The 13,456-nt window shown below is 65.8% G+C and carries 14 protein-coding genes and 1 other RNA gene; 8 read left to right on the forward strand and 7 right to left on the reverse strand.

The genetic code is table 11. The features are described from left to right. Nucleotides 1-150: 150 nt before the first annotated feature. The 7 genes from AC3G7M_RS02625 to AC3G7M_RS02655 all read left to right on the forward strand — a co-directional run bounded on the left by AC3G7M_RS02625 (nucleotide 151) and on the right by AC3G7M_RS02655 (nucleotide 3,782). Nucleotides 151-417 (forward strand): hypothetical protein, encoded by a 267-nt coding sequence (locus AC3G7M_RS02625; RefSeq protein ID WP_489214166.1) that lies wholly within the window; start codon nucleotides 151-153, stop codon nucleotides 415-417. Nucleotides 418-457: 40 nt separating this feature from the next. Then, complete coding sequence (zapA, locus tag AC3G7M_RS02630; protein WP_489214167.1) at nucleotides 458-862, forward strand: cell division protein ZapA; 405 nt, start codon at nucleotides 458-460, stop codon at nucleotides 860-862. A gap of 9 nt (nucleotides 863-871) precedes the next feature. Continuing rightward, nucleotides 872-1,029: non-coding RNA, 6S RNA (gene ssrS, locus AC3G7M_RS02635), on the forward strand. Continuing rightward, the gene (locus AC3G7M_RS02640) at nucleotides 1,016-1,624 is read left to right on the forward strand and encodes a 5-formyltetrahydrofolate cyclo-ligase (protein WP_489214168.1); all 609 of its coding nucleotides are present in this window, start codon (nucleotides 1,016-1,018) and stop codon (nucleotides 1,622-1,624) included. Before ssrS ends, AC3G7M_RS02640 begins: the two co-directional genes overlap by 14 nt. Nucleotides 1,625-1,634: 10 nt before the next feature. Next, complete coding sequence (locus AC3G7M_RS02645) at nucleotides 1,635-2,453, forward strand: TIGR00282 family metallophosphoesterase (RefSeq protein ID WP_489214169.1); 819 nt, start codon at nucleotides 1,635-1,637, stop codon at nucleotides 2,451-2,453. 27 nt (nucleotides 2,454-2,480) lie between these two features. Next, nucleotides 2,481-3,344 (forward strand): glycosyltransferase family 2 protein, encoded by an 864-nt coding sequence (locus AC3G7M_RS02650; RefSeq protein WP_489214170.1) that lies wholly within the window; start codon nucleotides 2,481-2,483, stop codon nucleotides 3,342-3,344. Between the two features lie 15 nt (nucleotides 3,345-3,359). After that, the gene (locus tag AC3G7M_RS02655; RefSeq protein WP_489214171.1) at nucleotides 3,360-3,782 is read left to right on the forward strand and encodes a hypothetical protein; all 423 of its coding nucleotides are present in this window, start codon (nucleotides 3,360-3,362) and stop codon (nucleotides 3,780-3,782) included. On the opposite strand, the gene AC3G7M_RS02660 is transcribed toward AC3G7M_RS02655, so the two are convergent. Beyond that, nucleotides 3,779-5,083, reverse strand: a complete 1,305-nt coding sequence (locus AC3G7M_RS02660) for a lipopolysaccharide biosynthesis protein (RefSeq protein ID WP_489214172.1) — start codon at nucleotides 5,081-5,083, stop codon at nucleotides 3,779-3,781. The genes AC3G7M_RS02655 and AC3G7M_RS02660 overlap by 4 nt on opposite strands. 48 nt (nucleotides 5,084-5,131) lie before the next feature. On the opposite strand from AC3G7M_RS02660, the gene AC3G7M_RS02665 reads away from it, so the two are divergent. Then, entirely contained in the window at nucleotides 5,132-6,244 is a 1,113-nt protein-coding gene (locus tag AC3G7M_RS02665) for a hypothetical protein (protein ID WP_489214173.1), read from the forward strand. Here AC3G7M_RS02665 and AC3G7M_RS02670 read toward each other — a convergent pair. The 6 genes from AC3G7M_RS02670 to AC3G7M_RS02695 all read right to left on the reverse strand — a co-directional run bounded on the left by AC3G7M_RS02670 (nucleotide 6,231) and on the right by AC3G7M_RS02695 (nucleotide 13,278). Then, nucleotides 6,231-7,172, reverse strand: coding sequence for an NAD-dependent epimerase/dehydratase family protein (locus AC3G7M_RS02670; RefSeq protein ID WP_489214174.1), 942 nt, complete (start codon nucleotides 7,170-7,172; stop codon nucleotides 6,231-6,233). The genes AC3G7M_RS02665 and AC3G7M_RS02670 overlap by 14 nt on opposite strands. Next, nucleotides 7,169-8,920, reverse strand: coding sequence for a fatty acyl-AMP ligase (locus tag AC3G7M_RS02675; RefSeq protein WP_489214175.1), 1,752 nt, complete (start codon nucleotides 8,918-8,920; stop codon nucleotides 7,169-7,171). Before AC3G7M_RS02675 ends, AC3G7M_RS02670 begins: the two co-directional genes overlap by 4 nt. 42 nt (nucleotides 8,921-8,962) lie before the next feature. Continuing rightward, the gene (locus AC3G7M_RS02680) at nucleotides 8,963-9,742 is read right to left on the reverse strand and encodes an NTP transferase domain-containing protein (RefSeq protein ID WP_489214176.1); all 780 of its coding nucleotides are present in this window, start codon (nucleotides 9,740-9,742) and stop codon (nucleotides 8,963-8,965) included. Further along, nucleotides 9,739-10,893, reverse strand: coding sequence for a GNAT family N-acetyltransferase (locus tag AC3G7M_RS02685; RefSeq protein ID WP_489214177.1), 1,155 nt, complete (start codon nucleotides 10,891-10,893; stop codon nucleotides 9,739-9,741). The genes AC3G7M_RS02680 and AC3G7M_RS02685 overlap by 4 nt, the downstream gene beginning before the upstream one ends. Nucleotides 10,894-10,975: 82 nt before the next feature. Beyond that, nucleotides 10,976-12,037 carry an LptF/LptG family permease gene (locus AC3G7M_RS02690; protein WP_489214178.1) on the reverse strand — a complete coding sequence of 354 codons (1,062 nt, stop codon included), beginning with the start codon at nucleotides 12,035-12,037 and terminating at the stop codon, nucleotides 10,976-10,978. Further along, nucleotides 12,034-13,278 carry an LptF/LptG family permease gene (locus tag AC3G7M_RS02695; protein WP_489214179.1) on the reverse strand — a complete coding sequence of 415 codons (1,245 nt, stop codon included), beginning with the start codon at nucleotides 13,276-13,278 and terminating at the stop codon, nucleotides 12,034-12,036. The genes AC3G7M_RS02690 and AC3G7M_RS02695 overlap by 4 nt, the downstream gene beginning before the upstream one ends. Nucleotides 13,279-13,456 lie beyond the last annotated feature (178 nt).

Consider the following 13,456-nt stretch of genomic DNA (forward strand, 5'->3'; position numbering starts at 1 on the left):
CGTCGGCAGCGGAGCACCCTGTCGCCCTCGTCAAGACTGTGAATAGTGACCGCCGGCGCACCCGCCTGCATGCGCGAAATCCTTGACGTTATTCGCCTGACCTGTGCTGATGCGACGAAGCACGGTTCAGACACGGTAGACTAGAGGCCCATGGCAGAATTCGAGGACACCAGCGCGGCGCTCGGCCGGCTGGAAGCAGCACTGAACAGAATAGCTGCACAGGTTGGCAAACCTCGTCCCCTTCCTGCCCCTGACCCGTCCGCAGACGCCCAATCCTTGGCCCTCGACGGCCATCGTCATGACGGCGCGCCCGTCCTTGCCGCGGTCGATGACACGCCCCGCCAGGAGATTGCCGCGAAGCTCGACGATCTGATCGGCGGCTTGCGGAATGCCCTCGGCATCGAGCGCCATTCCTGATCCCGGCTGACAGGCCACAGCAAGCAGGACGGAGGCCGTCATGGCACAGGTGACTCTACGCGTTAACGGCTACAACTATCTCGTCGGCTGCGAGGATGGTCAGGAAAGCCATCTCGAAGCGATGGCGGAAACGATCCAGCGCCGCATCGACAGCGTCAAGGCCATCGGCCAGCATGGTGAGGCGCGCCTGCTGCTGCTCGCCTCCCTGCTCCTCGCCGACGACCTGCATGACAAGGAAGCGGCACTCGCCACCGCCCAGGCCCGCGCGCAGATGGCGGCCGTGCCGGCCCCGGCCGCAGCCCCCGCTAGTTCTGCCGCCGCCGCACGTCCTGCCCCGGAACCCGAGGTCGTCTATGTAAACGTGATCGACCCTGACTTCGACGCAAGGGTGCAGCGCTTGGCCGCCCAGGCGGAAGAGATTGCAGACGCTCTCGAACGCGCCTAAGTATGAGTTGCGGGGCTGCTGGGTTCGATAGGTAAATCATCCCTGGGGCCGATAAGCATTCTCCTTGGGAACTGGCGCTGTCATGATCGTGGTCATGGTATCTGGTGCCCACCTGCACAAGCAGGCTCTAGGAGGATGAACACGCCACCGGCCATGGCGGCTCCGCACATTCCCCTCACGCCGGCTGAGGATGACGCGCTGACTGCCGCCAAGGCGGCGGCGCGGAAAGCAGCCGTTTTGCGCCGCGCCGGGCTCGACCCCGCCGCGGGCGCCCAGCTCACCCAGCATTTCCTGGCCCATCTCACTCTGCCGGCCGGCGCCGTCGTGACAGGCTTCTGGCCCATGGGCGATGAGATCGACATTCGGCCGCTGCTCATCACCCTCGCCGAAATGGGTCACCCCATCGGCCTTCCCGTCACCGGCCGGCGCGGTGAGGCGCTCGTTTTCCGCCGCTGGCAGCCGGGACAGGCGCTCGTCCAGGGACGTTTCGGCACCAGCCATCCCGAAGGGCCGGAGGTGCAGCCCGCCATTCTGCTGATGCCGCTGCTCGCTTTCGACCCATACGGCAACCGCCTGGGCTATGGCGGCGGCTTCTATGATCGCAGTCTGGCAGGCCTCCCCGGCGCGCTCCGCATCGGCTGCGCCTTTGCCGCACAGGAGATGCCGCTTGTGCCGACCGGCCCCTTCGACCAGAAGCTCCATGCCATCGTGACCGAGACCGGCTTTCGGGACTTTGCTTTGCCGCCTGCGGTCGGGCTGTAGAAGGGGCTTCATGCGTATTCTGTTTCTGGGTGACATCGTCGGCCGCGGCGGACGTGATGCGGTGGCCGCCGCCCTGCCGGACTTTCGGGCGCGGCTGCAGCTCGACCTCGTCATCGTCAATGGCGAGAATGCGTCCCACGGCTTTGGCCTGGCGCCCGAAATGGCGCGCGCGCTGTTCGATGCCGGGGCGGACGTCGTGACGCTCGGCAACCATGCCTGGGACCGGCGCGAAATCATCCCCTTCTTCGCGACCGAAAAGCGGGTCATCCGGCCGCTCAACTTTCCCGCCGGCACCCCCGGCGCCGGCAGCGTCATTCTGACGCTCGCCGATGGCCGCCGCGCGCTGATCGTCAATGCCATGGGCCGGCTGTTCATGGAGGCGCTCGACTGCCCCTTCCGCGCGACCGAGGAATTGCTCAGCCGCCACAAGCTCGGCGCCAGCCTGCAGGCCGCCGTGGTCGATTTTCATGGCGAGGCGACCAGCGAGAAGGAGGCCTTCGCCCATAGTTTCGATGGCCGCCTCTCCCTCGTCGTCGGCACACATACCCATGTGCCGACCGCCGATCACCAGATCCTGGAGAAGGGCACCGGCTATATGACGGATGCCGGCATGTGCGGCTCCTACGACAGCGTCATCGGCATGGCAAAGGCAGGTGCCGCCGAGCGCTTCTGGCGCAAGATGCCGGGGGAGCGGTTGCAGCCGGCGGATGGTCCCGCCACCATCTGCGGCGTCTATCTGGAAACGGATGACGCAACCGGCCTCGCCCGCCGCATCGCCCCGCTGCGCCAGGGCGGCCGCTTGTCGCAAAGTTTCCCTGACCTGGCCTGAACGCCTGTCCCCAACAGACGGAGACCAATGCCGGTGAAGCTCGCCGCAGTGACGATGGTCTATAACGAGCCCGATTACATGGGTCTGTGGTGCCGCCACTATGGCGCGCAGGTCGGGGCTGAGAACTGCTACGTCATCGATCACGGGTCTGATGATGGAACAACGGAAAACCTCGGTGCCGTCAATATCGTCCGGCTGCCTCGCAGTCCGCAGGATGATGACTGGCGATCAAAGCTCGTGTCAGATTTCGCGTCAGAGCTTCTGACCCGTTATGATTGCGTGGTCTACACCGATGTGGACGAAATTCTGGTGGCGGACCCGCGCTACCACCGCCATCTGACGGATGCCGCGCGCGCCATGCGCGGACCCGTGATGCATGCGATCGGGCTGGAGGTCTGGCATCTGGCGGCAGAGGAACCAGCGATCGACATCGCGCGCCCCATCAGCGAGCAGCGCAGCTGGACCTGGTTCAATTCGGCGCTCTGCAAACCCGTTTTCATTCGCGAGCCGGTGCGCTGGGTCCCGGGTTTCCACAGTGTCGACGCGCCGCTCGCGCTCGATCGGCTCTATCTGTTTCACCTGCGCTATTTCGACGAGGCGCGCGGTCTCGCGCGCCTGGCCCGCACCCGCGCCATGCCCTGGGCGAATGCGGATGCCGGGCAGCATCAGCGCCAGCCCGACCAGTCCTGGCTGCGCCTGGTCCGCGATGTCGCCAATCTGCCCAAGGCCGATGGCGCCGATCTTGATACGGCCACGCCGCCACTCAGCGCGCTGCTGCAGAAGACGATCGACAGTCAGCAGGGCCGCGAGCAAGACAGTTACAAGATCGACCTCGGCATCCACGGCCGCAGCCTGCTGCCGATCCCCCGCCGCTTCAAAGGCCGCTTTTGAGAATAGGGACAAGCCATGACCCATCATCCTCTGTACCGTGCGCTGCTGACCCTGGCCATCGCTGCCGCGGTGACTGTCCCGGCCGCACGCCCGCGTCCCGCTCTGGCCGACAGCATAGGCGCCTATGACGGCGTCTATTCAGGTGTCGGCGCGCCTGAGATGGCCATTGCAGGCTGTAGCCACAGCCAAAAGAGCATCATCATTCACGTGAAACATGGCCAGGCCTGGACGCATCACCATCACCTGTCGGGCCAGGTCGATGGCAGCGGCAATCTGGCCATGCAGGATGGCAGTGGGCGGGTGCAGATCACCGGCCACATTGCCGGGAATAATCTGACGGCGACCGAAACCGCGGCACAATCGCCAAAGAAGCTCGGGAGCGCCTATGACAATAACGAGACCACCTGCAGCTTCACGATCAGCGCCATCCGCGGCTAGCGGACAGCCCGGATCGCGCGCCAGGCGGCACCGCCGAACAGCACCAGCGCGAAGGCGGATGAGGCAAGCACGGCCTCTGCCGCGCCGCCCGTGCCCCAGCGCGGCAGGAAGACCGCAAGCAGCGCAAACAGGCTGATACAGGCAAGAATGCGAGCGCCAAGCACCAGCGCTGGCCTCCCCATCGCGATCAGCGCCGGCTCGAAAATGGCGCTCGCGAGGTCGCAGGCAGCCGCGAGCCCCAGCACGACCAGCAGCGGATAGACATCGCGGTAGCCGGGTCCGCCAATGAGACTCAGGATAGGTTTTCCCGCGATCACCAGAATAAGCATGATGACGGCGCCCGCGGCCGCGGCCAGTCCAACTGACCGCCACAGCAGCCGGCGAAAATCCTCATGCCCGCCGGCCGCATGGCTGCGGGCAAGTTCGGAGAAGATGGCACGCGATGCCATGTCGGAAATCCGCGCCAGCGCCTGGGTCAGCTGCGAGGCCAGGCGATATTGCCCGGCGCCCACCGGCCCGGCCGCCAGACCTACCAGCAGAACGACCGCCTGCTTCGCCCCGGCATCGAGCGTGGTGTTGAGATTGGTCGCCCAGGAAAATCGCCAGATGCCAGCATTCTCCAGAACGGCCAGGCGCAGCCGGCGCCGGCTGGGCCTGGCGATCGCCCCCGGCGTCGTGCGTGCAACGGCGATCCAATAGGCCGCGGCAGTCAGGATTTCACCCGCCGTCCAGACCGCGAGGAAGCCCATGATAGAGGCACCGATCGCGACCACCGCCAAGGCGCCCACGAAGCGAGTGATGGGCGTCACGGCATCCGCGCTCGCACCGACGCCGAACCGGTCATGCAGACGCAGGATACCGACGGCGGTGGAGCGGACCGTCAGCAAAATGACGAAGGTAAAGCCCAGCCCGGCCCAGGACAGTCCCGCGGGCCAGCCCAGCCAGTCCCCCAGCAGCCAGACCGCAATGCAGGCGACGACGCAGCCCACCGCGGCGCCACCCAGGTCAAGCACGAGGCAGAAGCTGGCCAGGCGCGCCACCGCCTGGGCGCGTTCCGCTTTCAGATGCGGCAGGCCATAACGCACCACGATCTGCCAGGTCTGGAAGCTTACGAAGGACGAAACCGCCTGCGCGCCGCCCACGACGAGCGTGAACTCACCGAAGCCGCGCGGCCCCAGCGTGCGGGCAGCGAGTGCCAGGTAGACGAGGCTGAGAACGGCGCCCACCCCTTTGCCAGCCAGCAGCCAGCCGAGATTGGCGAAAACCTTGCCCAGCGAGCCCTCGCGCCACTGCTGCGCCATCAGCGTCCGTTGCCAGGCAGGCCGGCGAGTTTGTAGACAGAACCCAAGATGAACATCGCCTTCCTCTACATTGCCGAGGCTTATCAATGCTATCACGGCGCGTCCATCGCGCTGGAGCTGGCAGGACGCCCGGGCGTTCAGGTCGTGAGCTACTACAACGATCCGCAATCGTCCCGTCACCTTGAGCGCATCAGGCAGGCCTATGGTGCAACGCCAATGCCCACCCGGCGGCTGCGCCGCTCCTGGCTGACGCGCCTGCTGCAAAGCGCGCTGCGCCGCTTCGGCATGTTCAAGATGCTGGTCATGTGGGACAATCGCGCAGACCTTGATTCCTTTGACGCAATCTTCGCCGTTGAAGATACGGTCTGTTTCGCGCGGCGCCTGGGCATCACGCACCCGAAGCTCATCCTGCTGCCGCATGGTTTCGGGGATCGCGCACGCGGCTTCACCTACCACACCACGGCATTCGATTTTGTTCTCGTCGCGGGGCCGAAGATCGCCAAGCGCATGCTGGATGACAGGCTGATATCGGGCGACGGTTATGCCATGGTCGGCGCGGTCAAATTCGATGTCTGCGCAAAATTGCAGAAGATGCATGTGCCGCTCTTCAAGGATGCGCGGCCGGTCGTGCTCTACAACGCGCATAAGGCGCCGAAGCTCACCTCATGGCCGAAATTCATCGTCCCTATGCTGGAGGATTTCGCGGCACAGGATGCGTTCAATCTCATCGTGGCGCCGCATGTGAAGATGTTCCGCCGTCAGGACGCCCGGCGCCGCGCGTCCTGGGAATCACGCAGTACCGATCATCTCCTGATCGATACCGGTTCCGACCGGCTGCTCGATATGACCTATACGAATGCCGCCGATATCTATGTCGGCGATGTCAGCAGCCAGGTCTATGAATTCCTCGCAAGGCCCCGCCCCTGTATTTTTCTCAATGCCCATGGCGTGGATTGGCAGGGCGACCCCAATTTCGCCCATTGGCAGCTGGGCGATGTCGTGGATGATCCGCGGGACCTGATGGCCGCCATCCGCGCCGCCCCAGCCCGCCATCCACTCTACCGCGCGAAGCAGGAAGAACTGGCCGCGGCCTCTCTCGGCCAGCGTCAGGGCGCGACCATCCGCGCCGCCGACGCCATCCTGGATTTCATGCGGCGCTGAGCCACCAGGCGGCGGTTTCCCGCATGCCGCCCGCAAGATCGATCCGCGGCTGCCAAATATCCGGCGGAATCCGCAGCGCGGGATCGATGCGCCAATCCCGCTGCAGAATTTCCCGTACCTTGCCGCGGCCGAAGATCGCGGGCTGGCCAGACAAAGCCGCCACCCCGTCGCCGACAGCGCCCGCCGCCAGCAGGACCGCGTCCGGCACCGTCACCGGGCGTGGTGTGCGGCCGAGCGATGCGCCAATGACCGCCAGCAGCTCCCGCCAGCCGTAGCCGTCCTGCCGCGCATCCGAGATGTCGTAGCAGCCCCGCGCCTCGGCCGCTGTCGCGACCGCGAGGACCGCCGCCGCCGCATCGCGGGCATGAATCATCGCAATCCGCGGCTCCGGGGCGGCAATGGCGGGCGCAAAGTGGCCAGCGGCCAGTCGCCGCATAGCAAGCCCCTCGGGGTCCCAGGGACCGTAAATGGCGGAGGGGCGCAGGATGATGCAGCGGCCCGCATCCAACAGGCCGCGCGCTGCCTCCTCCCCTGCCCGCTTGCTCTCGGCATAAAGCGACAGCGCCGGCGCGCGGGCGGCAAGCGAGGAGATCATGACCAGCCGGGGGGATTGCGGTGCCTGGGCCACGACTGCCGCAACACGGGCCGCGCCATCGCGGTTGACGGCCAGAAACTCGGCCCGGTTGCGGGCTTTGACGAGGCCCGCGGCGTGAATGACGACATCGGCGCCAGCCACCAGACGGGCCAGTGACCGGCTGTCATTGAGATTGCCGAGGACGAGGTCCAGCGGCAGGGGGTCGAGCATGGGATGGACGGGGGCGCCCCGCGTCAGCAGGCGAATGCGCCAGCCGGCAGCGGCGAAGGCCTGGGCGATGTAGCGGCCAAGGAAACCGGTCCCGCCCGTCAGGGCCGCGACCGGAAGCGTCATGCCGCCATCGCGGCGACGGTCGGCAGGGCCGAGGTCAGATAGCTCTGCCGGGTCCTGGCCCGGCTGAGCTTGCCCGAGGACGTATAGGGCAGGCTGCCCGGCGGTACCAGCACGACGCGGCTATCGACGCCATGATGGGTGACGAGTGCGCCGCGCACATCCTCGATCAGCCGCGTACCGGCGGTGGCATCCGCCAGACCCCGCGCCTCCACCGCCACTACCAGAACCTCGCCGCCATTCTCTTCGATCGAGAAAGCGGCGCAGTCACCGGTGCGGACCTGTGGCACGGCGCGTTCCACCGTCCATTCCAGATCCTGCGGCCAGATATTGCGGCCATTGATGATGATCAGGTCCTTGGCACGGCCGGTAATCACCAGCGTCTCCCCGATGCGGTAGCCAAGATCGCCCGTCTCCAGCCAACCGTCAGCGCTCAGGCTCTCCAGCGTTTCCACCGGGCGGCCCTTATATTCCTGCATGATGCTCGGGCCACGCGCGAAGACGCGCCCGATGTGGCGGTCGCCCAGCACGGCGCCGTCACGGCCGCGCACTTCCACGGCATGGCCCTGCAGCGGCAGGCCACAATGGACCACGCTGCGCGACCGGCAACCGGGCTGCTGCGGCGGCATGGCCAGCCCGTCCTGCTCCAGCCGGTCAAGGTCGATGGTCTCGGTCACAATGCCTTGGCCGACGGGGGCAAAGCTAATCGCGAGCGTCGCTTCCGCCATGCCGTAGCTGGGCAGAAAGGCCTGCGGCTGGAAACCGCAACCGGCGAAGGTCTCCGCGAATTGGGAGAGCACAGCCGGGCGGATCATGTCGCCGCCGATCCCCGCGATACGCCAGGTCGACAGGTCGAGATTGTCGCGGTCGATGGTGCGCTGGCGGCGCGTGCAAAGATCGTAGCCGAAGCTCGGGGCGTAGGAGATGGTCGCCCGGTTGCGGGACATCAGTGACAGCCACAGGCGCGGCCGGCGCGCGAAATCCTGGGTCGCGAGCAGGTCGACCGTCACCTGCCCCGCCAGGGGGCTGAGCAGAAAGCCGACCAGTCCCATATCGTGATACAGCGGCAGCCAGGATACGGCGCGGTCATGCGGGCCGATTTCCATGCCCTGGGTCAGAATGCCGGCGGCATTGGCCATCAGCGCCTTCTGCTGGATGACGACGCCTTTCGGAAAGCGCGTGCTGCCGGAGGAGAACTGCAGATAGGCGGTATCCTCGGGCGTAATTTCGGGCAGTGCGGCATCCCGGATAGGCATGGACGCGAGGTCGGCGACGGTGCCGCACAGGCGCATGCCCCGCGCCGCGGCCATCGGTGCCAGCCAGGAAATCAGCGCTTCGGGGGCAAAAAGGGCACGCACCTCGGCCTCATCCGCCAGCCGCTCGATATGGGTGATATAGGTCTCGCGCCCACCGAAGGCGAAGGGCAGCGGCATCGGGACAGGCACCAGTCCCGCATATTGGCAGGCGAAAAAGGCGCGCACGAAATTTGCACTTGTTTCGGCAATGATCGCAACACTGTCGCCACGCACTAGGCCAAGTCCGGTCAGCCGATAGGCGAGATCCAGCGCATCATGACGCAGGCTGCGATAACTCAAAGCCTCGCTGAGTTCACCGTGCGCGGAATAGAAGTTCAGGCCCGTCAGGCCTTCGGCCGCATAATCCAGCGCTTCGGGCAAAGTCCTGAAATCACCAGCACGCAAAGCGAGGCCGCTGCGCGTGGGAGTCGGTCCAGTCGAAAGATGGAGATCCAAATTCGGTGATCCAGGACTAAGCTAAGTTTGACATAAAAAAACTCAGGCTGCGCGGCGCGCGGCCAAAGTCCTCTCGACAAGATAGAGGTCCGCGGGCTTGTCGACGTCGACCGCCGCATCCGCGAAAGGAAGAGTAATCACGGCAAGTTCGGCACCGCAACGCCGGCTAAGAAGCCTAGTTGCCTTATCCAATGTCAAGGTTTTGAACGCATAACCGACGAGCGCGGCCAGGCCGATGAGCCGGGCCATGGTCCATGGATGTTTGCGATGCGCCTCCAGCTTGCGCCAAAAAATGACAGCAAGACGGGCTTTTTCGTGCTGCAGAAGAAAGAGATTGCATCCGCTGTACAGACCGTCGCGCAGGCGCAGCCATGTCCGGCGCGTATCGGGGTAATCCGCGCAAACAATCTCTGACCGGGCCACGGCGGCCACAGCATCGGCCCCGGACGGCGCCAGGGACAGGAAGGAAGAGATAATGGCGGGCGTCAGCAGCGCATGATCGGCCGTCGTCACCAGCAGCGGCGTGCCGAATTCGGCGAGCGCCTGGGCCACGCTCGCACTGGGCGACGCCGCGGCCCGCCGCATCGCGACGCCAGCCGTCTCGGGCACATCGTCTAGCAGATCGATCCGCTCGCAGATCACGACAATCCGGCCGATGGCCGGGCTCTGCTGCAGCGCGCGGATCACCCGCAGCACCATGGGCGTGCCGTCCACAGGCAGCAGCGCCTTGTGTGAGACGTGACCCGCGATCGCCAGCGGATCGGCCGCACCATCGCGGCTGCCGGCCAGGATCAGGGCCGTGAGTTTGGCCGTGCCCGTCATGCCGCCAATGTTTTCTCATAGACCCGATAGGTCTTGTACACGCGTCCGCCGACCGCCTCCGCCAGATGGCGCATCGGCAGATTGTCTTCCAGAATCCAGGACATTTCGACCGCCTTGATGCCCCGCGCCAGCGCCTCCCGGCGCAGGGATTCGACGACATGCAGCGCCAGCAGCCGGCCCAGCAGGCCGTCGGCATAGCGCTTGCGCACGCCCATCAGAGGCACGCGCGCCGTCGGCACGCCAGAAACCTTGAGCCGCCACAGCAGCTTGGCCCAGCCCAGCGGCATCAGACTGCCGGCCAGGTCGCGGATCGCAGCATTGAGGTCCGGCAGGCACAATCCGAAAGCCGCCGGCTCCCCGTCCACATCGGCAAACCAGATCAGCCGCTCGTGCAGCAAGGGCTTCATGGCTTTCGCCATGTGATCGACCTCGGCCTCGGTGATGGGCACAAACCCCCAATGCGTCGCCCAGGCATCGTTGTAGATCGCAACGAGGGACGCGATATCCTGCTTCAATGTCTTGAACCGCATGGGACGCAAGGTAACATTGCGGGGCAATCCCCGCGCCACCATGGCCGCCGCGCGCGGCGGCAGCGCGGCCGTCGTATCGCAGAGATAGGCGTAAAGATCGCGGATCTTGCCATAGCCGGCGGCATCGAGATGGGTTGCGGCATAGGGCGCGTCATGCGGCATCATCAGCATCGGCGGTGTATCGAACCCATCGATCAGCAGGCCCGTTTCCTCATTGATCGAGAGATTGAACGGGCCTTGTGCGCGCTTGATGCCGCGTTCCGCCAGCCAGGCTTCGGCGGTCGCCAGCAGGGCCGTAAAGACCGCCGCATCGTCGATCGCGACCAGCATGCCGAAATTGCCGACCGGTGCTTCGGGGTCGGGCGTCGCCAAATGGTCGATCTGAGCCGATATGCGGCCGACATCCTCGCCATTCCGGCGGGCGAGCCAGAAGGCCGCATCGGCATGGCCGAAGAAGGGATTGCCTTTCGGCGTCAGCGCCGCCTGCCGTTCGGAATGGAGCGGCGGGATGTAGTTAGGATCGTCCGCCATGATGCGGTCGGCCAGGCGGATAAAACGCTTGAGGAGAGCCGGCCCGGTGACGGGCAGGATGTCGATATCACCAAAGCGTGTAGGCGGCATGGTCAATCTCTCCTCCAGCATCGCAAGACAGCCTGAACCACGAGGCTGTCAAGGATATTGGATGCGGCGTTTAGAATAAATGTCATGCTTCGCTGTCATCGGACTGGGCCAGGCGCAGGCACGCGAAGGTGAGAAAGAAGACGGCCGCCATCCAGCCGGCCAGCCAGGGCGGCAGCGTGCCGGATTGCCCGAAGGCGTTCAAAAGCCCGGCGCAGGCGACATAGCCCAGGCCAAGGGTCAGGCTGATGGCGGTCACCCTGCCATTGCCGCCCGCGCGCGGCGGCGCGAGCAGCACCGGGGCCGCCAGCAGCAGCATGATGATCGGGCCGAGCAACGAGGCGAAGGCCGCCTGCAATTCTGTGCGGTAATAGCCAAGCCCCTGCGATCCCGACCAGCGTCCGTGCAGGACCGCGACAATCCGGTCCAGACTGACGCTGGCGGTCGGCCAGGCCAGCGCCTGCATATTGGCGGGCGTGGGTCCCAGGTGCCAGGGCGCCGTCGCCGCGCTGTGCACGCCGGCCGCTCCGGGCCGGGTGACGCGCACATCATGCAATACCCAGCCGTCCTGCCCATAGGTCGCCAGCGGCGCGTCCAGCCGTGCCCGGATCAGGCCATCCGGGTCGCGCTCCAGGACCATGACACCCTGCAGGCTGCGCCCGTCGGTCGCGACGCTGTCGACCGCCGCCACGTCGCTGCCCGCGCGCAGCCACAGGCGCGGCGGCGGGGTGCCGGTGCTGGGCGGCATGGTCGCGGCCCACCAGGTCGCGAAAGCCCGGTCAGCCCGCGGCGCCAGCTCGTTCTGCAACCCAAACTGTATCAGGCAGATGACCAGGCAGGCGGGCATCAGCGCGCCCACCATCTGCCACAGGCTCATGCCCGCACCACGCAACGTCGTGACCTCCAGATCAGCGGCCAACCGCCGGAAGGTCAGCAGCGCGCCGATGAGCACGGAGAGCGGCAGCATCTCGGTGACGATCGCCGGCAGCCGCAGCACGATGAAATGCAGAATGTCCAGAAAGCCGCCATGCGCGAAGATGGTGCCGGCATTCTCCAGCAGATCCAGTATCTGCATCAGCGCGGTCAGGCCGATCAGGGCTGCACCCATGCGGCCCAGCAGCTGCTTTGTCAGATAGACGCGGATCATGGCGTGAGCTGCTTCCGCCGCACGCCGGCCGCCAGGCGACTGAGCCCGCGGCGCAGGCGATCGGAAAGGTCTTCGATTGCGGCAAACAGCGGGTCGAGCGGCCCTTCGCTGGTATGGCGGGAGGCGCGATAGAACATCCAGCCGCAGAAGGCCGTGAAAGCCGCGAAAACCGCGCCGAGCGGCGCGCGCGGATCGATCAGCCCCGCCGTGCCCAGCGCCGCCGTCAGCTGAATCGCGTGATCGTAGAGGATGAGGATCAGGAACCCCACCAGAATGCCGTATTGGCGCTTTGCACGCTTGGCGGAGATGCCGATGGAGACCGCCATCAGGGGCAGCACGGCCATGGAGATGGAGCGGATGATGCGGCTGTAGAGTTCACCATTGAGGCGGCGCAGCGGCTGTGGCGGATGCGCCTGGAAGCGCGCCGACCACAGCTCACCCGTCGTCATCTCGCGCTCATCGCTGCCGCGTCCGCGAAAGGCCCGCAGCGGCAGGACGAAGGGCCGCTCCATGGCGGAGGTATCCGACGTCTCGGTCGCGACCGTGCCATTGGGCTTAAGGTCCAGCCGCCGGCCATTGTCCAGGGTCAGCAGAATATCGGCGCCGCGGTCGGCCAGAGAGACCGTGCCCGACGTGCCGGTGGTGACCTCTTCCGTGCCGTCCGCCTTGCGCTGGAAAGCGAGCACATGGCGGAGTTCACCGGTGCTGCGATCGACCTCGTCCGCCGTGACAATCAGGTTTTTCGAGACATGGATAATCTGTCCGGGCGGGATCGTGGCATTCCAGCCGCTTTCGGTCGCAGCCCAGAAGGCCGCGCGATAGGCATAGCGCGCCAGGGGCTGAGCATAGCCGTAGAGTCCATAGGCGCCGACCGCGAGGATGAGCCCCAGGATGAAGAAGGGGCGGCTGATCCAGGCCATGGAGAGGCCGGCATTCTGCATCGCCTCCAGCTCGTTATCCGCACTCATTCGGGCGATGACGAAGTAGATGCCAAGGAAAAGGGCGGCCGGCAGTGCCAGACCCAGATATTGCGGCACCAGGTCCAGCAGCATCCGGCCGACAAACTGGGCAGGGACGTCCTGATCGGCCAGAAGATCGAACAGCCTCAGCAGGCGTTCCAGCAGAAGGGCGGGCAGCACCACAAGTAGCGTCGCCGCGAAAGGGCGGGCGCAGAGCGACAGAAGATAGCGTTCCAGCGTGCGGGGAGGCCGCGCAAAAACCGTGCGGACAGAAAAACCCAAAGATCTCTACCGTTTCGTTCGTCAGGCGCCACCAGGCAGCCTCGGGGCGCCTGTGCGATGATCCTCGTGTTCTTGCAGAAAAAAGCCTCAGCCGCGAGCCCGCCCGCGATCATGCACGGACAGGCTGACAGTTATGAGCCACGGCGCTATTGCTTCGCAATATCATGAGGCCGACTGA

The organism is Acidisoma sibiricum (assembly GCF_057837225.1).